The following is a 20,521-nucleotide window of genomic DNA, read 5'->3' on the forward strand; positions in this document are numbered from 1 at the left end:
ATAAGTAGAGCTAAAGTACAAGGATAACTTCCTTATTCTAGACAAACGTCATTTTGGGCGTTTGTCTTTTTTATTTTTTAAATGATTTACTTTATCATCTGGTATTTCCATCCAAAAATCTGATTTTAAGTAAAATAAAAAGGGATATTCGCTATTCATTTCACCAATCTTTTGATATTTAACAAGGAGGCACATACTTTTGGATGACTCTTATACTCCAGTCATCTATGTCATGTAAATACAATAGTCCAGATAACGGCATGATGGAATCCTTCTTTGGCATTCTGAAGTCTGAGATGTTTTATGGTCATGAGAAAACGTTTCAGTCACTTGAGCAATTGGAACAAGCTAGTGTAGACTGTATTAATTATTACAACAACAAACGCATTAAGATAAAACTAAAAGGACTTAGTCCTGTGCAATACAGAACTAAATCCTTTGCTTAAATAAATTGTCTAACTTTAGGTTAGTACAAAATCAGTTTCTTTTGTGGAGTCAAAGGACTACTGTCCTAGGCTCTTTTTATCGTAACCAACTTTCGTCTAACTGGCCTTTACTTTTGCCAAAAGCTTTCCCATGTTCATCAATGACAGCATGAATCTCTTGGCATTGTTTGAGAGTGAGGCCTTCCAAGACGTTACCGTAAACAGCATGCATGTCATTATAGGTATCAAAGTTTCCAAATCCTAAGCGTCGAAAAAGTCTTCTCGCATATTCATCCGAAATAAAAACGGGACGATCAAAAAGATAAAGTAAAAGTGCATCTGCAGTCTCTGGTCCAATCCCTTTTAACTCCAACAGTAGCTTCCGTAAATCTTCTGTTCCAATTCTGGCAAGAAACTCAAAACCACCAACTTCTCTTAACCAGGTCAGAAGTCCCCTAATCGTTTGTGACTTTTGCTTGAAAAATCCGGCAGGTCGAATACGTTCCTGTAACTCTTCTAGCGGTAAAGCCAGGATACCCTCTACTGTCATGACATCCATTAGACCAGCTAAAGCCAACTTAGCATTCTTCTCTGTTGTTCGCTGGATCAGAATGGTCGATACCAAATCTTCAATCTTGTTATCCGATTGCCACCAATTTTGTTCTCCATAGTGCTTGCAGAGTCGCAAAAGAGTTTCTTGTATTTCTTCTTGCTTAATCATTTCTTCAATAGTCCTTGTTTTACCAAAAACTCACGTGCGACTTTAGCAGCAGGTTTTCCTTCTACTCCCACTTGGTAGTTCATCTGACTCATTTGGCTCTCTGTGATTTTGCCAGCCAACTTGTTCAGAATGCCTTCCAATTCTGGATGTTTCTTAAGAAGAGCTTCTTTCATGAGGGGTGCTCCTTGATAAGGTGGGAAGAGGTGTTGGTCATCCTCTAGAACAACTAAATTATATTGAGCAATTTCTGGGTCTGTTGAATAGGCATCTGTTATTTGAATATTGCCTTGTTGGATTGCCTCATAGCGAAGTGCCGGCTCCATGGTAGCCACATTAAGATTTAGTCCATAAACTGATTGAAGTCCTTTGTTTCCGTCCTCACGGTCGTTAAATTCCAACGTGAAACCAGCTTTGAGCTTGTCCTGAACTTTCTTGAGATCAGAAATCGTCTTCAGATTATACTCTTTCGCAATACTTTTCGGAACAGCAATCGCATAGGTGTTTTGATAAGCCATCGGTTTGAGTAAAGCTAGATTATCTTGTTTCTTTATACCATCACGCGCAACCTTGAAAACTTCTTTGGAGTCGTTGCTGACTTTAGGAGCTGGTTGCAAGAGAGAGCTTGTAATGGTCCCTGTAAATTCTGGATAGATATCGATATCACCCTTTTTAAGCGCTTGATAAAGGAAATCTGTCTTCCCAAAGTTAGGCTTAACGGTCACCGTCATGTCACTATTTTCCTCAATGAGAAGTTTGTACATATTCATGAGAATTTCAGGCTCAGGCCCCAATTTCCCAGCTATGACTAGGTTTTCTTTTTCTTTCTGAGGAATCATGCTTGGAGCATAACTCGCTCCCAAACCAAGGAGCATCACCGCAAAGGCCGCAACAATCGTACGCAACTTGGCCTTTTCCAACCATTTGAGAATAACATTAAATAGAATGGCCAAAATGGCTGATGAGATTGCGCCGATTAAAATGAGACTAGCATTTCGACGATCAATCCCCAAAAGGATAAAGGAGCCCAATCCACCAGCTCCAACAAGAGCGGCTAAAGTCGCTGTCCCAATGATCATAACGGTTGCTGTACGAACCCCTGATACAATAACAGGCATGGCCAGTGGAATTTCAAACTTCTTGAGTCGCTCCCACTTGGTCATTCCAAAAGCAATCCCTGCCTCCTCAAGACTAGGATCAATGCCGTTCAAGGCTGTGATTGTATTTTCCAAAATCGGGAAAATAGCATAAATGACTAGAGCTGTAAGGGCCGGTAAGGTTCCAATCCCCATGAAAGGAATAAAGAGCCCCAACAAAGCCATTGAGGGAATGGTCTGGAAGATACCCGCAACTTGTAGCACCCAATTCGCCACTTTTTTGTGACTATTTAGATAAACCGCAAGTGGGATGGTCAGAAAAATAGCAACCAATAAGGTCAAAAGAGACAATTGCAAGTGTTGCCCAAGGGCTGTTAACCATTCCCCAAAACGATCTTGAAAAGTTGTAAGTAGTTTAGACATGGTGAGCACCTCCAAACAAATCTGCGACAAAGTCTGTCGCAGGCGCTTGTAAAATTGTTTCAGGGTCTGCCACCTGGCGGATTTCTCCATCCTGCAACACTGCAATTTGATCCCCTAATTTTAAGGCCTCATCCGTATCATGGGTTACGAAGATGGTCGTCATGCCGAATTCTTTATGTAATGCCTTGGTCAATTCTTGCAACTGCTTGCGAGAGATGGCATCCAAGGCTGAAAAAGGTTCGTCCATCAATAGAATTTTTGGTTCTCCAATGATAGCGCGCACAATGCCAATCCGCTGTTGCTCCCCACCAGATAATTCACTAGGCATGCGATTTGCATACTCTGCAGCAGGGAGCCCCACCTTATCCAAGAGTTCTTCTGTCTTAGAAGTGATTTGTTCTTTAGTCCAGCCCTTCATCTCAGGAATCAATGCTATATTTTCAGCAACGGTCAAGTTAGGAAATAAGGCAATGGCTTGAAGGACATAGCCGGTACTGAGACGTAACTCCCGTTCATCATAGTCCTTGATACGTTTCCCATCCATATAGATATTGCCATCTGTCGGCTCCAAAAGACGGTTAATCATCTTGATCATGGTGGTCTTACCAGATCCTGAAGGACCCACTAGCACCATGAATTCTCCATTTTCAATGCGGAGATTGACATCTTTCAAAATGTCCTTTTCCGTGTAGCGCAAGGCTACATGTTTGTATTCAATCATATTTTTCCTCAATAAGTTTTCTGTCTCTAAGAATATCCAATAAGCTACTTGCTGGATGCCCTAGGACTTTTTCGACATCTGCTGAAACTCCAGCTTGTTCTCCAGCTTTAATCGCTGTATAGGTACTGACCCAGGCATCATACTCCCAAGTTTGTGCTGGCCATTTTTTCCGTGACTCATAGGCTTCTTCTACTGATTCATCCACATACGCGATGGTCTTACCGGTCTCTTCTGAGAGAAGCGCTACGATCTCTTCCATGGAAAGTTCCTCTGGTCCTGTTAGATTCAAGGTTTGATTTTCCCATTTCTTAGCATGTAAAAGAATCTCTGCTGCAACCCTAGATGTATCCTTACGGGCAACAGCTGACACAAGACCACTGCCGGCCGGACCGCGAATCTCTCCATTTTCAAGCGCCATATCAATCAGGAAGTCCAAGTAAAAATTATCTCTCAAAAAAGTGTAGGTGAACCCTAACTCCTTGATATAGGCTTCCGTCTGGGCATGATCTCGAGACAAGGTGAAAGTTGCCTTCTCATCTGCCCCATAAAAGGAGGTATAGACGATATGCTCTACTCCTGCTAGCTTTGCGGCATTTAAAAAACTCGTGTGTTCCTCAACACGCTCTGGATTTTCCCGAGCAGAAACCATCAACAAGACATCGATCCCCTTTAAGGCCTCAACCACCTCTGGTGTATTGGCATACACTATTTTACGAATTTCCGCAGACGCGTAGATTTTTGCACGCTCTGGGCTTCGTGCTAGATGGACTGAAGCAATTCCCTTCTTATCGACAAGATTCGCCACATAAGAACCTAATTTCCCTGTTACACCTGTTATTCCAATCATAAGCATTTTCCCCTCTACTACAGTTCATTCTCTTTAGCTTTTAGATTGTCAATAATACGCTCTTGATAGGCTTCAAATTCTCGGATTTCTTGATCCGAAAAGCCTTGGTAAAAAATCTCTCCAAGTTCTTTGCTGACACGGTCACCGATTTCTTTTTGCGCCCAACCAAGGTCTGTCAAAGAAATATATTTTTTCCTTTTATCCTGCGTGCAAGGTTGAATCGTAACCAAACCTTGTTCTTCCAATTTCTTAACCATACTGGTTAATGTATTATTAGCTAGACCCGTCGCAAGAGCGATATCGGTCGCAGTAGCGCACCCCAACTCTTGCTTCCACAAAATCGTTAAAATTTTCCCCTGTTCACTTCGGTATTGGGCATCTGGTTCCTTGCTCAAGAGTTTTTGAAAAAGTCGCCCGTTCAATAAGCGTATCTGTAAAGCTTGGTATCCCCCTTGCATCTTGTCCATTTTGTCTCCTTTTTATTTCTATATCGAAATATCAAAGTCATTGTACCACTGCCTGTTACATCTGTCAACTATTTCGATATAGAAATAACATTTTCCTTGGAAGAAGAGAAACATTTAAACTCCTTGTAAAACAACACTGAGTTTTACATATGTTCACTGTAATGCAGAATGAAATTTGTTAAAAAGCTTCGGTAGATTTCTTCCTACCGAAGCTTTTTTGATATCACGCATCCAACCAACAACTATTTTCAAACCGACTCTTTGCCTTTTCACAAAAATCCTCCAGAGCTGAACTCTGAAGGATTTATTTTTTATTTCACAACGATATTAACGAGTTTATTAGGGACACTAATCACTTTCACGATTTCTTTGCCATCAATCTCTGCCTTGACTTTTTCGTCAGAGAGAGCAACTTCTTGCAATTCTTCGCGTGATAGGTCTTTTGCGACCATGAGTTTAGCACGGACTTTTCCTTTGATTTGAACGACGATTTCGATTTCGTCTTCAATCAATTTGCTTTCGTCCCATGTTGGCCAAGCTACGTAAGAGATAGATTCGCCTGTTGCTGCGACTGTTTGCCAGAGTTCTTCTGCCAAGTGAGGCGCAAATGGAGCGATCAATTGGATAAAGCCTTTGGCGTAGTCCACATAGAGTTTGTCTTCCTTGTTGGCCGCGTTGACAAAGACCATGAGCTGGGCAATGGCTGTGTTGAATTTCATAGACTCGATTTGCTCAGTGACAGCCTTAACAGTTTCGTTATAGACCTTGTCAAGAGCACCATTGTTATCCGCAACAATTTCTTTACTTGTAATCAAACGGTAAACACGATCAAGGAATTTACGGCTTCCTTCCAATCCTTCTTCAGACCAAGCGATGGAAGCATCGAGTGGTCCCATGAACATTTCATAGACACGAAGAGTATCAGCACCGTATTGTTCCACCACATCGTCTGGATTGACAACGTTCTTGAGGGATTTAGACATCTTAGCTGGTGCTTGCTCCAATTCTTCTCCTGTTTCCACATGGAAGAAGGAACCGTCACGTTTTTCAACCTTATCAGTCGCCACAAGTGCGCCACGGTGGTCACGGTAGCTAGTTCCCAAAATCATACCTTGGTTAAAGAGTTTTTGGAATGGCTCTTTGGTTGGAACAACACCGATATCATAGAGGAATTTGTGCCAGAAACGTGCGTAAAGCAAGTGGAGTACGGCGTGTTCTGCCCCACCTACGTAGATATCGACTGGCAACCATTGTTTGAGGAGATCCTCGTCAGCCAATTTCTCAGTGTTGTGTGGATCGATATAGCGGAGGTAGTACCAGCTTGAACCTGCCCATTGTGGCATGGTATTGGTTTCACGACGACCTTTGACGCCATCCTCACGAGTCACTTCCAGCCAGTCTGTCAAGTTAGCCAATGGGCTTTCACCAGTACCTGAAGGGCGGATATCCTTGGTTACTGGCAAGACAAGTGGGAGTTCACTTTCTGGAACAGCTGTCGAAGTCCCATCTTCCCAATGAATGATTGGGATTGGTTCACCCCAGTAACGTTGACGGCTAAAGAGCCAGTCGCGGAGACGATAGGTAACCTTTTCTTGACCAAAGCCTTTTTCTTCTAGCCAAGACACGATTTTAGCAATCGCTTCTTCTTTGTTGAGACCGTTCAAGAAGTCAGAGTTGACGTGAAGGCCATCTTCTGTGTAAGCAGCCTCTTCAACGTTCCCACCTTCAAGTACTTCTACAATTGGAAGGTCAAATTGTTTAGCAAATTCCCAGTCACGTTGGTCGTGGGCAGGTACGGCCATAACAGCACCTGTACCATAGCTAGACAGAACATAGTCTGCAATCCAGATAGGAATTTCTTTGCCATTGACAGGGTTGATCGCATAAGCTCCAGTCCAAACCCCTGTTTTTTCCTTGGCAAGGTCTGTACGAGCTAAGTCTGACTTGAGGCTGGCTTGGTGTTTGTAGTCCGCTACAGCCTCAGCTTGTTCAGGTGTTGTGATGGCATCTACCAGTTCATGCTCAGGAGCCAAAACAGTGAAGGTCGCACCAAAAAGGGTATCTGGACGTGTTGTAAAGACGGTGAATTCCTTGTCTGTTCCTTTCACCTTGAAAGTTACGTTAGCACCAGTTGATTTCCCAATCCAGTTGCGTTGCATGTCCTTGATAGACTCTGGCCAATCCAGGTCATCCAAGTCATTGAGCAAGCGTTCCGCATAGGCAGTGATTTTGAGCATCCATTGGCGCATTGGTTTGCGGACAACTGGATAGCCCCCACGCTCAGATGTTCCATCTGGAAGAACTTCTTCGTTGGCGATAGCTGTACCCAATTCTTCCACCCAGTTTACTGGTACTTCCGCTTCATAAGCTAAGCCTTTTTCGTAAAGCTTGGTGAAAATCCATTGCGTCCACTTGTAGTAGTTCGGATCTGTCGTATTGACTTCACGATCCCAGTCGTAAGAGAAGCCAAGCGCATTGATTTGGCGTTTGAAGTTAGCAATGTTTTCTGCTGTGAATTCCGCTGGGTCATTCCCTGTATCCATAGCATATTGCTCTGCAGGCAAACCAAAGGCATCCCATCCCATTGGGTGAAGGACATTGTAACCTTGGGCACGTTTGAAACGGCTAAGGATATCTGTTGCTGTGTAGCCTTCTGGGTGTCCTACGTGAAGACCCGCTCCAGATGGATAAGGGAACATGTCCAATGCATAAAACTTAGGTTTTGAAGCATCTGTTCCTGTCTTAAAGGTGTGATGGTCAGCCCAGTATTTTTGCCACTTAGGCTCGATTTCTTTATGATTGTAAAAACTCATAGCGTCTCTCCAATTTTCGTGATGCTCCTATTATACCATTTTTAGGCGATTTTTAAAGGTTCAGACAAAGAAAAAGACAGGTCCCATACGGGACCTGTCTTTCCTGTTTTCTTCAAGAAAAGTCTATTTCACATGCTTTTCAAGTTCTTCTTGCGCTTTTTTATTGGATTTTTCTTTTTCTTTCTTCCATTGATCACGCGCTTTGTCGTAGTCTTTAGCCGATACAACCTTGTCTTGAACTTCCAAATATTTATAGTTGAAGGTTTGACCCTTGTGGCCTGTCCAAGCAAAGGCTGCAGAGTATGGTACAGTCTTACGAACGACTGGAGAAGCTCCATCTGAATGGATCGGAATCAAGAGGGCACTATCGGTCAACCAAGCTTGAGCGGCAGCGTATTTTTCGTAACGCTTGTTCACATCTTTGGTTTCATTGTGCGCATCTTCGATCAATTGATCATATTCATCAAAACCAGCTGCTTTTGCGGCTGCATTATCCGTACCAGCATCGAATCCAAAGTAAGAATTGGCGTTTTCGCCGGATTTACCACTAGTGATATCGATGTAAGAAGATGGGTCCGTATAGTCTGGTCCCCAACCCAAGTTATTGTTCAAATCCCAGTCTTGTTGCGAAGCATTTTCAGCAAAGTAAGTCACCCGTTGCAGATCATCCTCAGAAACCATATTCAGGTCGATGACAATATTTTCTGCTCCTAGTGTAGATTCAACTGACTGTTTAAAGGATTGAGCTTGTTTGATCCCTTCTGTATAAGTTGAAGAAGTTGGAAGGTCCAAATGAATTGGGAATTCAACTCCTTGAGCCTGCAAATCTGCCTTGGCTTTGGCAAACTCTTCTTTGGCCTTGGTTGGATTGTAGAGGGTGTCTTTTCCATCTGCGACAGAGACCCCTTTCCATTCATCCCCATAAGCTTCTAAGTCTTTTTCTACTGCATCACCAAATTGTTTGCCATCGATTTGGACAAAGTTTGGTGGCGTAAAGGTATTACGGATCACCTTATTGGCACCCGCTTCCCCGTTAGTTTGCGCTACATAAGCCTTGCGGTTGAAGGCAAACATAATGGCTTGACGGAAGTCTTTATTTAAGATGGCTTTCTTAGTTGAAGTCTTTTGAGCATCCGTGGTCTTCTTTGTGATTTCATAAGCCTGACGGTCAATGTTGAAGGAAAGATTGTAGGTAGAGGAACCTTGGTCAGTATAGACAATGTCGTCCTTATGCTTCTTCTCTACACTCTTATAGTTAGAACCATTTGGGAAAACACGGGCAACTGTATAGTCGCCGTTATCAAACCCACGAATCAAGGATTCTGAGTCTTGTCCATCATAATAGGTCAGCTTGACTTTACTGATCTTAACATTATCCGCATCCCAGTATGTTGGGTTCTTTTCCAATATCGCAGAAGATTTAGAAGTGATAGATTTGATCAAATAAGGACCGCAGTAGAGGATACTAGATGGAGAAGTTCCTTGACCATAGTCATCTCCTTTAGATTTCAGGAATTCTTCATTGACCGGCATCAAGATCCCCATCGTAGTCTTGGAATTCCAGAAACTTTCTGGTTGGCTCAAGGTATATTGAACGGTGTAATCGTCAATAGCTTTCACACCAACAGTTGAGAAATCAGATGTCTTCCCTGAAACATAATCATCCAAACCTTTGACAGATTTTTGGACCAAGTAAATCGCTTGTGATTTCTTATCTGCCGCGTGTTTGAGACCTGTGACAAAGTCTTTGGCCTTGACTTCTCCATATTCTTCCCCTTCAGCAGTCATCCATTTGACCCCTTTGCGGAGTTTATAAGTATAGGTCAAGCCATCCTTGGAAACAGTCCAGTCTTTAGCAAGCGATGGGATCAAGTTCCCGTACTTGTCCACTTCCAACAAGCCATCTATCGCATTTCCTGTAAACTCGGAAGTCGATTTTTTATTGGAAATCGAGTAATCCAGTGTATCCGGATCCTGGGTATAGACATAGCTAAAAGTCTGATCGCCGGAACTTCCAGATTTCCCTCCTGAGCAGGCTGCCAGTACACCAGCTGATAAAAGCAGAGCGCTGGTAGCTAAGAGTACCTTCCCTTTGTTCATATAAATCACCTCATTGTAAAAATGTTATACTCAATTTAAATTATAGCACTTTCTAGGGAAATGTAAACGCTTTTACTGCGAAATTATTCTATTTTTTCTTTATTTTTTCAATTTCTACTTTTTCTAAAATTTTTTCAAGTTGAATCCCTGGCCTGTATGATATAATGGAACTTATGAATAATGGGAGACATTTACACAAACGACTAAAACACAGCCTCTTGTCCCTCCTTGTAGGAGTCTTGGCATTAGGCCCTATTTCCACTGCCTTTGCGGACGACATCTACCAGCAAGAAGATGTCATGAAAATCGCAGCTGATGCTGGACTGGTATTGGACGATTTTTACAAACCTAAGGCTGACATCGTCATCGACGCCAATACTGGAGCTATATTGTACGGAGATAATATCGACACGGTCCGGGACTCAGGAAGCATGGCCAAACTCATGAGTGCCTATGTAGTCTTTCGGGCCCTCAAAGAAGGCAAGATCAAATATGATACCGTGGTCACAGCAACAGAGGCAGACCAAGCCATCTCGGAAAACAATCTGTTAAGTAACTCACCTATTGTAGCTGGTGTAGACTACAAGGTATCGGAATTGATCAAGATGCTCTTTGTTCCTTCTTCCAGTGCGGCCGTGATTATGCTCGCCAACGCCGTCACTGACAATGATCCCGATAAGTTTTTGGACTTAATGAATCAGTACGCACAAGAAATGGGGATGAGTCATACCAAATGGCACAATCCAAATGGGGCGATGATTTCGGTCCTTCAGGGCTACTACAATCCTCAGCGCTACGATGTCAATGCGAATAACGAAATCACAGCGCGGGACATGTCTATTCTGGCTTATCACATCGTAAACGACCTGCCAGAAATGTTGGAATACACCAAGCAAGCTCATACTACGATCATGGAAGGAACCCCCTACGAGCAAAGCTACGATAACTACAACACTTCCCTCGAAGGTGGAAAATTCGCCCTTAAAGGAACGGATGGCCTCAAGACCGGATCCAGCCCGACTGCTGACTACAACTACACCGCGACAACCAAGCGGGGGAAACAGCGGATTATCGAAGTGATTTTGGGGGTTGGAAACTACGATGTCGAGATCGCCGAAAGCTACCGCAATCAGATCGGAAATACCTTGGCTGAGAAAATGTTCGCAGACTACCAGTATAAAAAAATCCTTTCTGCAGGCGATCATACCATCGACGGGAAGACCATTCACTTGAAGCAAGACTTCTATGCGACCGTTAAGAAGGGGACGAAGCCAGCCCTTAAACTGGAAGACAACCGCCTAGTCGTTCAGAACGGCTTGCAACAGGTATCTCCAAGCATTAAAGCGGGAGTGGCTGTAAGTGAGTCTAAAGCAACGACCTCTAGCAGTAAAAGCAAGGGACTCGATGTCATGTGGCTCTTCTGCTTCCTGCCTGCCGGAATTTTATACCTGATCTTTAAACAAACCGATCCAAAAAGAAGAAAATAGAAAAAGAACTCCCATTACCATAAGGTATGGGAGTTCTTGGTTTGTCGACAAAGCCATCTTAGAAACTTTCCTTAGGTGAGTACGGACGTCAGCGAACTTCGAAGAAGTTCCATGACTTAGTTTTGAGCCTAAGGTCTCAAAACTCCCGAGTGCCTGAAACAATTGTTTTCAGGCACTTTTCTCACGGCGGAAAGTTCCTAAGTATTTTTTAATGAGCCTTAAAAAGTATCTAATTTTAATTTTTTAGGCATCCATTAGTTTGTTTGATGTAAAAAATCAGTTTGTCTACATTATCTGTGAATGACAGATATTGATTTAGTCTAAACCTTGAACGTAGGCATCTACTGCTACGATGGCTTGGGCAATATCAGAAGCCTTCACTTCAAATGGCATTTGATGGATGGTTTCTCCTTCGATGGTGGCTTGTTGACCAACTTTGAGAAGATCTTCATAACTTGCAGTTTCAAGATGCATTTCTTTCAGAGTGGTTGGCATACCGATTTGTTGATAGAAACGAATGTATTTATTCAATTCTTCCTTCGGACGGTTTTCCAAGAACAATTGAACGAGCGTTCCGTAGGCTACTTTTTCACCGTGAGTTAAATGGTGGATGTCCCCAGTAAGGGCTGTAAAGCCATTATGGATGGCATGGGCAGCAGCTAATCCCCCACTTTCAAATCCAATACCACTGAGAAGGGTATTAGCTTCAATAATGTTTTCAAGAGCAGGTGTTACAACTTTGGCTTCACAAGCAGCCATGGCTTGAAGACCGTCTGCAAATAAGGTTTCTTCACAACGTTGTGCAATGGCGACACCCGCTAAGGTTTGTTGTTGACCCAACATGGTTTTTCCATTCGCTTGCATCACCGCACGCGCTTCTACCCAAGTCGCTAATCCATCTGCGATACCAGAGGCGAGCAAACGTTTTGGTGCTTGAGAGATCACTTTGCTATCCACCAAGACCAATTCTGGGTTCTTAGAATAGAAGATATAGCGCTCAAAGGCACCCTCATCCGTATAGATAACCGACAAGGCGGAAACGGGAGCATCTGTAGAGGCGATGGTCGGAGCAATCACAACTGGTGATTTTAGAAGATCAGCAATAGCTTTTGCACTATCGATGGTCTTTCCTCCACCAAGTCCAATGACCAAATCACAGCCATTTTCTTCTGCCAGACTAACCACACGATTGATTTCGTTGTCAGAAGCTTCTCCATTGAAGAAGACTGGCAAAACCGTGAGCCCATTTTGACCAAGGTATTCTTCAAAACGCTTCCCTACGATATCATAGACCACTGAATCACATAGCAAAACAGGGTGATTCCCTAATTCTGAAATAGATTGTGCATTTTCAAATAAGGCATTCTCACCTTGAATGTAACGTGACGGACTTGCAAAATTTCTCATAGTCTGCTCCTTTAAAATTTATTTAGTTCACACCTATAGTAGCATTTATTTCTATGAAATTCAAAGAATTATACAAGGCACCACTCAATTAAATTTATCTGTTCACGCAGTCATTGGAAGCGTTTCATTTTTATTTGATGTATCTTATTATCAAAAATCCCCAAAGCTAGTTTCAGTAGGTTGAAACTTAACTCTGGGGATTTTTATTTTTTTCACGAGCAATCAAGAAAATCAATCGCTTAACTGAAGTTGAGACTACTTCCTTTGATCAACAAAACTAGTATTGCGAAATTGAACTCGCCCTAAAAGCGTCGAGAAAAAGAGAGATTGCCTGGTGGGCATGGCCCACATGGTCAATCTCCTATTTTCTTCTCGCTTTTTTTACGGGCTTAGTATCTTGATTTACCAAATGATCACACGGTCTTCTGGTGCGCGCCACATGCCGTCACCTTCTTTGACATCAAAGGTTTCAAAGAATTCATCAAAGTTTGGTAACTGAACATTGGTACGGAGTTTTCCTGGTGCGTGGACATCGACACTTGCGAGAAGTTGCATGTACTCTGTCCGGGCTTTCATGCGCCAGATGCGGGCAAAGTTGGTGAAGAATTCTTCTGCTGAGAAATCCTCCTCTTTCTTAGCCGCTTCAAGGGCTGCAGCGATTCCTCCGAGGTCTGCCACGTTTTCAGAAACGGTCAATTTCCCGTTAATCTTGGCACCGTAAGAGTCTTGTCCTTCAAACTGATCGATGACTTTTTGAGTCCGAGCGGTAAAGGCTTCGTAATCTTCTGGCTTCCACCAGTCTTTCAAGCTACCGTGCTCATCAAAGGAAGCACCATTGGTGTCAAAGGCGTGGGAGATTTCATGGGCAATGACTGCACCGATTCCGCCGTAGTTGGCTGATGATGATTGGTGAAGGTCATAGAAAGGTGCTTGTAAAATCGCTGCTGGGAAGACGATTTGGTTTTGTTGCGGATCATAGTAGGCATTGACCAGATGGGCTGGCATGTGCCATTCGCTTCGATCAACCGGTTGGTTCCACTTGCTCCAAGTATGGGCAATGGAAATTTCGTAAAGGGCTTGAGCATTTTCAACCAAGGTCTTGCTTTCGTCGATGATCTTTTTGGCGTATGTTTCTGGTAATTTTTCAGGGTAGCCGATATGTGGTGTGATGACATTGAGTTTGACAATGGCTTTTTCACGAGTTTCAGGAGCGAGCCAGTCTGCTTTTTCTAAGCGCTCCTTATAGACGTCAATCATGGTCGCTACTTTATGCTCTACGTCTGCTTTTGCTTCTGGTGAGAATTTTTCTCCCGCATACCAGAGTCCAAGTGCTTGGCTATAAGGTCCTTCTGCCAAGGCCAGAGCGGCTTTTTCTTTTGGACGAGGTTCTGGAATCCCCGTGATGATCCGTCCATATTCACCAGACAAGACACGGATTTCTTCCGTCAAGAAAGACGTCCAATCTAAAGCTGCACCAAGTTTCAATTTGGCATGAATGGTTTCCCAGTTGGCTGCCGAGTAGTATTTTGGTGCGAATTCCTTCCAGAAACGCTCTTCTGGCACGATGATTTTATCTGGTGTTTGTCCGATCACTTCAGTAAAGAAGGCATCGAGTGGCAATTCTGGGACCAAGGCCTTGAAATCTGCCCACTCATAAGGATGATAGAGTTTGTTGTACTCTGATCTTTCTTCATTTGACAAAACATATTTGGCCAATTCTGCATCCGCCGCAATGACCTTATCCAGGATATCCTTGATTTCTTCCTCTGAGAATTCAAATTTAGGTAAGAGTTTTTCCATCATTTGGCGCCAGATAGCCAGTAATTCTGGGCCTTTTTCGTTGCCTTCTTCATAATAGGTTGTATCTGGCAAGATGAGAGCAAGAGACTCTCCCCACAAGACATTCATTTGGGCATTCATAAAGTCTGGTGACACGCTAAATGGCATGAGATTTGGTTTGCCAGCTAGTTCATAGGTCCCCAACTTGCTGGTATAGTCTTCAAAAGAAGACAGAGCCTTAATTTCATTGATCAAGGGCATGACTGGTGCCACACCAGCTGCTTCTCGCGCATCAAAATCTGCCACCATTTTATGGTATTTGACAAAGTTTTGCAGAATGCTATCTTCAGGCAGCTCTTCTCCCCGTTGCCATTTTCCAGTGATATCCAACATCAAGTTTTCGATGTCTTGGATCAAGTCCATAAAACCACCAGTTGACGGTTTGTCATCAGGAATCACAGCTGTCTCAGCCCATTCCCCATTGACGTAATCATAAAAATCATCTTGTAAACGTACCATGATCTTCTCGCTTTCATTCTTTTCTAATAACCTTATCAAAAATAGGAACTTTTTTCAATGATTACAAGTAAGTTAATCTAAATCATTTTAAAAATTAACTTGACTTAATTTTTTTATTTATGTATATTAATAGTAAAGGAGCAAAATCATGATTCAAATTGAACATCTAAGTGTTGCTTACCAGCAAACACTGGCCTTGGAGGATCTTTCCCTCACCATCCAGGGTCCAACCATCCTAGGCATTCTTGGACCCAACGGAGCTGGAAAATCAACCCTGATCAAGGCCATGCTAGGACTTCTCCCTCATTCGGGAAAGGTCCTGCTCGATCAAAAAGATCTCGGCCAAGCTCTTCAACGAGTGGCCTACGTCGAACAGAAATCCGCTATTGATTTCCACTTCCCCATCACGGTGCGGGAGTGTGTCTCACTGGGTCTCTATCCCCATCTTTCTATCTTCAAGCGAAAAAGTAAAGAAGATCTCCAAAAAGTGGAAAATGCCTTGAAACTTGTCAATCTTCTTGATCTAGCAGATCGCCAGATCGGCCAGCTTTCGGGAGGGCAATTCCAACGGGTGCTAATCGCCCGCTGCTTGGTCCAAGAAGCAGAGGTCATCTTTTTGGATGAGCCCTTCGCAGGGATTGACTCCGTCAGCGAAGACATTATCATGCAGACCCTTCAGACCTTGAAACAAGAAGGCAAGACCATTCTGATCGTCCATCACGATCTCAGCAAGGTCCCTGCTTACTTCGACCAGGTCCTCCTTCTCCATCGTAAGCTGATTGCTTTTGGAAAAACAGAGGAAACCTTTACCAAGGAGAATCTGCATGCAGCCTACGGGCATGAACTCTTTATAGGAGGTGGCGTCGGATGATTACAGAATTTATCGATGGATTACAACAATTCCACTTCTTACAGAATGCCCTGATCACAGCCATTGCCATCGGTATTGTCGCTGGAGCTGTCGGATGCTTCATTATTTTGCGAGGCATGTCTCTCATGGGAGATGCTATCTCGCACGCAGTCCTTCCAGGGGTGGCCCTGTCCTTTATCCTTGGCATCAATTTCTTTATTGGCGCCATTGTCTTTGGGCTTCTAGCTTCCATCCTTATCACCTATATCAAGAGTAACTCCATCATTAAGAGCGACACAGCGATAGGGATTACCTTTTCTTCTTTCCTTGCCTTAGGAGTCATTCTGATTGGAGTCGCCAAAAGTTCCACCGACCTCTTCCACATCCTCTTTGGGAATATCTTGGCCGTGCAAGACCAGGATATGTGGATGACCATCGGTGTTGGGGTGGCGGTCTTGCTGGTAATTGTCCTGCTCTTTCGTCCCTTGCTGCTCACTTCTTTTGATCCCGTTCTGGCTCAATCCATGGGCGTTCGGGTCAAGATCTATCACTACCTCCTCATGGTGCTCTTGACTTTGGTTTCTGTCACTGCTATGCAAAGTGTCGGGACCATTCTGATCGTCGCCATGCTCATCACACCTGCTGCGACAGCCTATCTCTATGCCAATAGCCTCTGGTCCATGATGCTCTTGTCCTCTAGCCTAGGCGCTCTTGCATCCGTTCTGGGACTCTTTATTGGCTATAGTTTGAACATCGCCGTTGGGTCTTGTATTGTCCTCACTTCTGCCGTCTTCTTTCTCATCAGCTTTTTTATCGCTCCTAAGCAGAGAAAGAACAAGCACGCTCTTTCATCTCATTAAAGGAGAAACACATGAAAAAAATCGCTTCTGTCCTCGCCCTCTTTGTGGCGCTCTTATTCGGTCTTCTAGCCTGTAGCAAGGGTTCTTCTTCTGGAGCTTCTGGTAAATTGAAAGTGGTCACCACCAATTCGATCCTTGCAGATATGACCAAAAATATTGCTGGGGATAAGATCGAGCTCCACAGTATCGTTCCCGTCGGCAAAGATCCCCACGAATACGAACCGCTCCCAGAAGATGTCAAAAAAACTTCACAAGCAGACCTGATCTTCTACAACGGGATCAATCTCGAAACCGGTGGCAATGCTTGGTTCACTAAATTGGTCAAAAATGCCAATAAAATAGAAAACAAGGACTATTTCGCAGTGAGCGAGGGAGTCGACGTCATCTACCTAGAAGGCCAAAACCAAGCTGGAAAAGAAGACCCACACGCTTGGCTCAATCTCGAAAATGGGATCCTCTACGCTAAAAACATTGCCAAACAATTGATCGCCAAAGATCCGAAAAACAAGGACTTCTACGAAAAGAATCTAGCTGCTTATACTGAAAAACTCAGTAAGCTCGACCAAAAAGCCAAGCAAGCATTCAATAACATCCCGGCAGACAAGAAGATGATCGTAACCAGCGAAGGCTGCTTCAAATACTTCTCCAAAGCCTATGGCGTCCCATCTGCCTATATCTGGGAAATCAATACGGAAGAAGAAGGCACACCTGACCAAATCAAAACGCTGGTAGAAAAGCTCCGTCAAACCAAGGTGCCGGCCCTCTTTGTTGAATCCAGTGTCGATGAACGTCCTATGAAAACTGTGTCTAAAGATACCGACATCCCAATCTATGCAAAAATCTTCACTGATTCCATCGCCAAAGAAGGAGAAAAGGGCGATAGCTATTACAGCATGATGAAGTGGAACTTAGACAAGATCGCAGAAGGTTTGAGTCAGTAGCCCCTTCAGATTTCCAAACAAATCAGTGGCCCCTCCTCCGGTATTGCGGTACAATAAAAACAAAAAAGGAGTCTTTTTATGGCAACATTTTTAGGAAACCCTGTTACCTTTACCGGATCTCAACTTCAAGTTGGGGAAATGGCTCATGATTTTTCATTGATCACTCCAGCTCTGGAGAAGAAATCTTTAGCTGATTTTGCTGGCAAGAAAAAAGTCCTCAGCATCATCCCATCCATCGACACAGGGATCTGTTCGATGCAAACACGTCACTTCAACAAGGCCCTCTCTGACATGGAAGACACTGTGGTCTTGACCATCTCTGTCGACCTTCCTTTCGCTCAAGGCAAATGGTGTGCTGCTGAAGGGCTCGACAATGCCATCATGCTCTCAGACTACTTCGACCATTCCTTCGGGAAGGCTTATGGCCTCTTGATCAATGAATGGCACTTGCTTGCGCGTGCTGTCTTGGTCTTAGATGCGAATAACAAGGTTACTTACGTTGAATACTTAGACAACATCAACAGCGAACCCAATTACGACGCTGCAATCGAAGCCGTCAAAGCACTTGGGTAAACGAAAAAGAGGTCTGCGACCTCTTTTTCATTGCTATAAAATCCGATGGAGCCCATTCTGGAGGAGGACTCGCCAACGTAAGCGAGGGATGCCTTGTAGGAAGCTTCGCACGCGCTGTGCTACTTGTTGCTTATAGCTCTTGCCTCCTTGTGCAAAAACTCCTTTTCGACTCCAATAACCTTGCTCTCCTCGGTCATTCTTCGGAGCTAGATAGCGAACTCCTTGCTGATAGAGGACCTGCTTGCGAAAGGCTGGATCCCACGCTTTGACGGGGTCAATATCTAAGTCCTTATGGGTCCTGCCCCTAGCCAAGCCATAGTTAAAACTGGCACCATTGACAATGCCATTTTCAGAAACTTCTACTGGATCAACTTCATTGAGGAAATGCCCAGCTTGATCGAGAATATACTCCGTATGGAAATTTAACAAGACCTTGAAATTAACTTGTTGGGAGGCCCCTGATGGATAATGAAGGTGACCATCTGGCCTTAGGGAGACCTTATTGTGAAGACGAGCAGCCGCATAAGCATCCACCGTGACCGCTCTAGCCTCCTGTAGGTAAGCTTGTAAGGCCTCTTCGTCAGTCTGTCCAGCTCTCGCATTATGTATCCGAATCCATTGCGCCTGGTAACTTGAAAGTAGATAACGCAACTGGTGAACCTGGCGTTTCAAAAGTTGATCTCCCGACTGATCCGCTAAGGGATCCCTTTCAAAGGCGACCTGCACGACGCGTGAAAATGCCGTCCAAAAGTCGGATCCTGGCGGACAATCTGGAGCCATCCTACTCAGAAGAAAGGCTGTTTCTTCACAAGTTCCAGACAAGTCACTCGGCATTAGGAGAATTTTCATGACGCCCCTCAGTAAGTCTTGGGCAGCAGTCTCCGTTAGATCTTTGATCTCTTGAAACCACATGTTTTGAAACAGAGGACTGGCAAAGAAAAAGATAGACTGGTATTGTTCTTGGTAGGCTTGTGGATCTTTGTATCCCTGCAAGTGCTTCTCTAGATAGGCTAAACTATTTTCTCTCCAGCCTAGTCTCGCTAATTCCCGTCTGTTCATGATGCCGTCCTTTCTATGCTACTATACTACCATCTTTTGGAACTTGAGACAATTCTCATTACTCCACTAGCGTTTTTGAGGATTTTTTTGATATACTAGAAGTGAGCGAAGAAAAGAGGAAAGCATGACACCAAACAAAGAAGATTACCTCAAGTGCATTTATGAAATTGGCACAGAAGTAGAAAAAATCAGTAATAAGGAAATCGCTAGTCGCATGCAGGTCTCTCCACCCGCTGTGACCGAAATGATTAAGCGGATGGTCTCTGAGGGTCTCCTAGTGAAAGATAAGACCCATGGCTATCTACTAACAGATCTGGGCTCGCAATTGGTCTCTGATCTCTACCGCAAGCACCGCTTGATCGAAGTATTTCTGCTGAAAAATCTTGGCTACACAACTGAAGAAGTCCATGAAGAGGCAGAAGTTCTCGAGCATACCGTTTCTGAACATTTCATCGACCGGCTGGATCACATGCTTGGAAATCCTAAGACCTGCCCTCATGGTGGGACAATTCCAAAGAAAGGTGAAAGGCTTGTCGAAGCCTACCAAGACCGTCTCAGTGAAACGACTGAGCCTGGTCTGTATATTCTGCAAAGGGTCTATGACACCTATGAATTGTTAAAATTTTTAGACCAGATCCATCTCCAAATTGGTGATACCATCGTGTTTCAACGGTACGATGACTACACAGGCCTCTATCACTTCGTTATCCATGGACAAGAAATTTCTATCAACCAAGTGATCGCCCAACAACTCTATATCGAAAAACATGCAGTCTAACCCGACTGCATGTTTTCTTACTTATGGATGTTTTGTATCTAGCAAAATCGTCACTGGACCATCATTGATCAATTCAATCGCCATATCGGCTCCAAAGATCCCTCGTTTGACAGGGACTTCTTTTTCTAATTGATCATTAAAGGCATCATATAACTGACTGGCCATATCTGGCTTGGCAGCCCCTATAAAAGCAGGACGGTTGCCTTTTTTTGTCTCCGCAAAGAGGGTAAATTGAGAGATCGACAAGATTTCTCCTTGAATATCTTTGACCGAAAGATTCATCTTATCTTCCTCATCTGAGAAAATACGCATCTGCGATACCTTGCGGACCGCATAATCTAAATCTTTCTGATCGTCATCTGGACCGACACCTACTAGGAGCAGCAAGCCTTGCTGGATCGCATTGTAGACTTGACCATCAATGGAAACCGAGGCACTCTTGACCCGTTGAATTACTAATTTCATTTTATTATCCTATTTTATAAATCTATTGAGCATTCACTGCTACCCTTGAAAGAACGTCAACCACAGACGACGAGCTAACCAAGCAATAAAAGAGTTCTGAACATATCCTAGCTTCTTCAAAGAAAATCGACATCAAACAAGGCGGTGAGACGCAGGCATACTATCTGAAAAGTAAAGGCTGTTCAGTTGCTT

At 43.7% G+C, this 20,521-nt stretch carries 17 protein-coding genes and 1 pseudogene; 7 read left to right on the top strand and 11 right to left on the bottom strand.

Features of this window, described 5'->3' with window-relative positions; translation table 11 throughout:
* Nucleotides 1-215: 215 nt before the first annotated feature.
* Nucleotides 216-446 (top strand): annotated as a pseudogene (locus tag RDV49_RS00875) (IS3 family transposase); the annotation flags it as partial.
* 76 nt (nt 447-522) lie between these two features.
* Here the strand turns inward: RDV49_RS00875 and RDV49_RS00880 are convergent.
* The 7 genes from RDV49_RS00880 to RDV49_RS00910 all read right to left on the bottom strand — a co-directional run bounded on the left by RDV49_RS00880 (nt 523) and on the right by RDV49_RS00910 (nt 9,611).
* The gene (locus RDV49_RS00880) at nt 523-1,146 is read right to left on the bottom strand and encodes an endonuclease III domain-containing protein (RefSeq protein ID WP_003009934.1); all 624 of its coding nucleotides are present in this window, start codon (nt 1,144-1,146) and stop codon (nt 523-525) included.
* Nucleotides 1,143-2,663, bottom strand: a complete 1,521-nt coding sequence (locus tag RDV49_RS00885) for an ABC transporter permease/substrate-binding protein (RefSeq protein WP_003009933.1) — start codon at nt 2,661-2,663, stop codon at nt 1,143-1,145. Before RDV49_RS00885 ends, RDV49_RS00880 begins: the two co-directional genes overlap by 4 nt.
* Nucleotides 2,656-3,384, bottom strand: a complete 729-nt coding sequence (locus RDV49_RS00890) for an ATP-binding cassette domain-containing protein (protein WP_003009931.1) — start codon at nt 3,382-3,384, stop codon at nt 2,656-2,658. Before RDV49_RS00890 ends, RDV49_RS00885 begins: the two co-directional genes overlap by 8 nt.
* Complete coding sequence (locus RDV49_RS00895; RefSeq protein WP_037608466.1) at nt 3,377-4,231, bottom strand: SDR family oxidoreductase; 855 nt, start codon at nt 4,229-4,231, stop codon at nt 3,377-3,379. Before RDV49_RS00895 ends, RDV49_RS00890 begins: the two co-directional genes overlap by 8 nt.
* 17 nt (nt 4,232-4,248) lie before the next feature.
* Nucleotides 4,249-4,698: a MarR family winged helix-turn-helix transcriptional regulator gene (locus tag RDV49_RS00900; protein ID WP_003009927.1), complete on the bottom strand. Its 450-nt coding sequence runs from the start codon at nt 4,696-4,698 to the stop codon at nt 4,249-4,251.
* A 311-nt stretch (nt 4,699-5,009) separates the two neighbouring features.
* Nucleotides 5,010-7,511 carry a leucine--tRNA ligase gene (gene leuS, locus RDV49_RS00905; RefSeq protein WP_003009925.1) on the bottom strand — a complete coding sequence of 834 codons (2,502 nt, stop codon included), beginning with the start codon at nt 7,509-7,511 and terminating at the stop codon, nt 5,010-5,012.
* A gap of 123 nt (nt 7,512-7,634) precedes the next feature.
* Entirely contained in the window at nt 7,635-9,611 is a 1,977-nt protein-coding gene (locus RDV49_RS00910; RefSeq protein WP_003009924.1) for a peptide ABC transporter substrate-binding protein, read from the bottom strand.
* Nucleotides 9,612-9,775: 164 nt separating this feature from the next.
* Between RDV49_RS00910 and RDV49_RS00915 the strand changes: the two genes are divergently transcribed.
* Complete coding sequence (locus tag RDV49_RS00915; protein ID WP_003009922.1) at nt 9,776-11,098, top strand: DUF1958 domain-containing protein; 1,323 nt, start codon at nt 9,776-9,778, stop codon at nt 11,096-11,098.
* A 315-nt stretch (nt 11,099-11,413) separates the two neighbouring features.
* On the opposite strand, the gene RDV49_RS00920 is transcribed toward RDV49_RS00915, so the two are convergent.
* Nucleotides 11,414-12,505, bottom strand: coding sequence for a glycerol dehydrogenase (locus RDV49_RS00920; protein WP_003009920.1), 1,092 nt, complete (start codon nt 12,503-12,505; stop codon nt 11,414-11,416).
* 402 nt (nt 12,506-12,907) lie between these two features.
* Nucleotides 12,908-14,803 carry a M13 family metallopeptidase gene (locus RDV49_RS00925; RefSeq protein ID WP_037608265.1) on the bottom strand — a complete coding sequence of 632 codons (1,896 nt, stop codon included), beginning with the start codon at nt 14,801-14,803 and terminating at the stop codon, nt 12,908-12,910.
* A 148-nt stretch (nt 14,804-14,951) separates the two neighbouring features.
* Here RDV49_RS00925 and RDV49_RS00930 point away from each other — a divergent pair, with 148 nt between their 5' ends.
* From RDV49_RS00930 to tpx, 4 genes are all read left to right on the top strand, one after another.
* The gene (locus RDV49_RS00930) at nt 14,952-15,674 is read left to right on the top strand and encodes a metal ABC transporter ATP-binding protein (protein WP_003009916.1); all 723 of its coding nucleotides are present in this window, start codon (nt 14,952-14,954) and stop codon (nt 15,672-15,674) included.
* Complete coding sequence (locus RDV49_RS00935) at nt 15,671-16,513, top strand: metal ABC transporter permease (RefSeq protein ID WP_003009914.1); 843 nt, start codon at nt 15,671-15,673, stop codon at nt 16,511-16,513. Before RDV49_RS00930 ends, RDV49_RS00935 begins: the two co-directional genes overlap by 4 nt.
* An 11-nt stretch (nt 16,514-16,524) precedes the next feature.
* Entirely contained in the window at nt 16,525-17,454 is a 930-nt protein-coding gene (gene fimA, locus RDV49_RS00940; RefSeq protein WP_003009912.1) for a metal ABC transporter substrate-binding lipoprotein/fibrin-binding adhesin FimA, read from the top strand.
* A 78-nt stretch (nt 17,455-17,532) separates the two neighbouring features.
* On the top strand, nt 17,533-18,027 hold the full coding sequence (gene tpx, locus RDV49_RS00945) for a thiol peroxidase (protein ID WP_003009910.1): 495 nt from the start codon (nt 17,533-17,535) through the stop codon (nt 18,025-18,027).
* Nucleotides 18,028-18,060: 33 nt separating this feature from the next.
* Here the strand turns inward: tpx and RDV49_RS00950 are convergent, their stop codons facing one another.
* Complete coding sequence (locus tag RDV49_RS00950; RefSeq protein ID WP_003009907.1) at nt 18,061-19,086, bottom strand: DUF3114 domain-containing protein; 1,026 nt, start codon at nt 19,084-19,086, stop codon at nt 18,061-18,063.
* Nucleotides 19,087-19,210: 124 nt separating this feature from the next.
* Here RDV49_RS00950 and RDV49_RS00955 point away from each other — a divergent pair, with 124 nt between their 5' ends.
* Nucleotides 19,211-19,864: a metal-dependent transcriptional regulator gene (locus RDV49_RS00955; RefSeq protein ID WP_003009906.1), complete on the top strand. Its 654-nt coding sequence runs from the start codon at nt 19,211-19,213 to the stop codon at nt 19,862-19,864.
* Nucleotides 19,865-19,885: 21 nt separating this feature from the next.
* On the opposite strand, the gene dtd is transcribed toward RDV49_RS00955, so the two are convergent.
* The gene (dtd, locus tag RDV49_RS00960) at nt 19,886-20,329 is read right to left on the bottom strand and encodes a D-aminoacyl-tRNA deacylase (RefSeq protein ID WP_003009902.1); all 444 of its coding nucleotides are present in this window, start codon (nt 20,327-20,329) and stop codon (nt 19,886-19,888) included.
* Nucleotides 20,330-20,521: the final 192 nt, after the last annotated feature.

It is taken from the genome of Streptococcus parasanguinis (assembly GCF_031582885.1).
Taxonomy (GTDB): Bacteria; Bacillota; Bacilli; order Lactobacillales; family Streptococcaceae; genus Streptococcus; species Streptococcus parasanguinis_M.

Excerpts from the sequence above, each read along its gene's own strand:
- RDV49_RS00880 (WP_003009934.1), bottom strand. The coding sequence starts at position 1,146 with ATGATTAAGCAAGAAGAAATACAAGAAACTCTTTTGCGACTCTGCAAG.
- RDV49_RS00885 (WP_003009933.1), bottom strand. The coding sequence starts at position 2,663 with ATGTCTAAACTACTTACAACTTTTCAAGATCGTTTTGGGGAATGGTTA.
- RDV49_RS00890 (WP_003009931.1), bottom strand. The coding sequence starts at position 3,384 with ATGATTGAATACAAACATGTAGCCTTGCGCTACACGGAAAAGGACATT.
- RDV49_RS00895 (WP_037608466.1), bottom strand. The coding sequence starts at position 4,231 with ATGATTGGAATAACAGGTGTAACAGGGAAATTAGGTTCTTATGTGGCG.
- RDV49_RS00900 (WP_003009927.1), bottom strand. The coding sequence starts at position 4,698 with ATGGACAAGATGCAAGGGGGATACCAAGCTTTACAGATACGCTTATTG.
- leuS (WP_003009925.1), bottom strand. The coding sequence starts at position 7,511 with ATGAGTTTTTACAATCATAAAGAAATCGAGCCTAAGTGGCAAAAATAC.
- RDV49_RS00910 (WP_003009924.1), bottom strand. The coding sequence starts at position 9,611 with ATGAACAAAGGGAAGGTACTCTTAGCTACCAGCGCTCTGCTTTTATCA.
- RDV49_RS00915 (WP_003009922.1), top strand. The coding sequence starts at position 9,776 with ATGGAACTTATGAATAATGGGAGACATTTACACAAACGACTAAAACAC.
- RDV49_RS00920 (WP_003009920.1), bottom strand. The coding sequence starts at position 12,505 with ATGAGAAATTTTGCAAGTCCGTCACGTTACATTCAAGGTGAGAATGCC.
- RDV49_RS00925 (WP_037608265.1), bottom strand. The coding sequence starts at position 14,803 with ATGGTACGTTTACAAGATGATTTTTATGATTACGTCAATGGGGAATGG.
- RDV49_RS00930 (WP_003009916.1), top strand. The coding sequence starts at position 14,952 with ATGATTCAAATTGAACATCTAAGTGTTGCTTACCAGCAAACACTGGCC.
- RDV49_RS00935 (WP_003009914.1), top strand. The coding sequence starts at position 15,671 with ATGATTACAGAATTTATCGATGGATTACAACAATTCCACTTCTTACAG.
- fimA (WP_003009912.1), top strand. The coding sequence starts at position 16,525 with ATGAAAAAAATCGCTTCTGTCCTCGCCCTCTTTGTGGCGCTCTTATTC.
- tpx (WP_003009910.1), top strand. The coding sequence starts at position 17,533 with ATGGCAACATTTTTAGGAAACCCTGTTACCTTTACCGGATCTCAACTT.
- RDV49_RS00950 (WP_003009907.1), bottom strand. The coding sequence starts at position 19,086 with ATGAACAGACGGGAATTAGCGAGACTAGGCTGGAGAGAAAATAGTTTA.
- RDV49_RS00955 (WP_003009906.1), top strand. The coding sequence starts at position 19,211 with ATGACACCAAACAAAGAAGATTACCTCAAGTGCATTTATGAAATTGGC.
- dtd (WP_003009902.1), bottom strand. The coding sequence starts at position 20,329 with ATGAAATTAGTAATTCAACGGGTCAAGAGTGCCTCGGTTTCCATTGAT.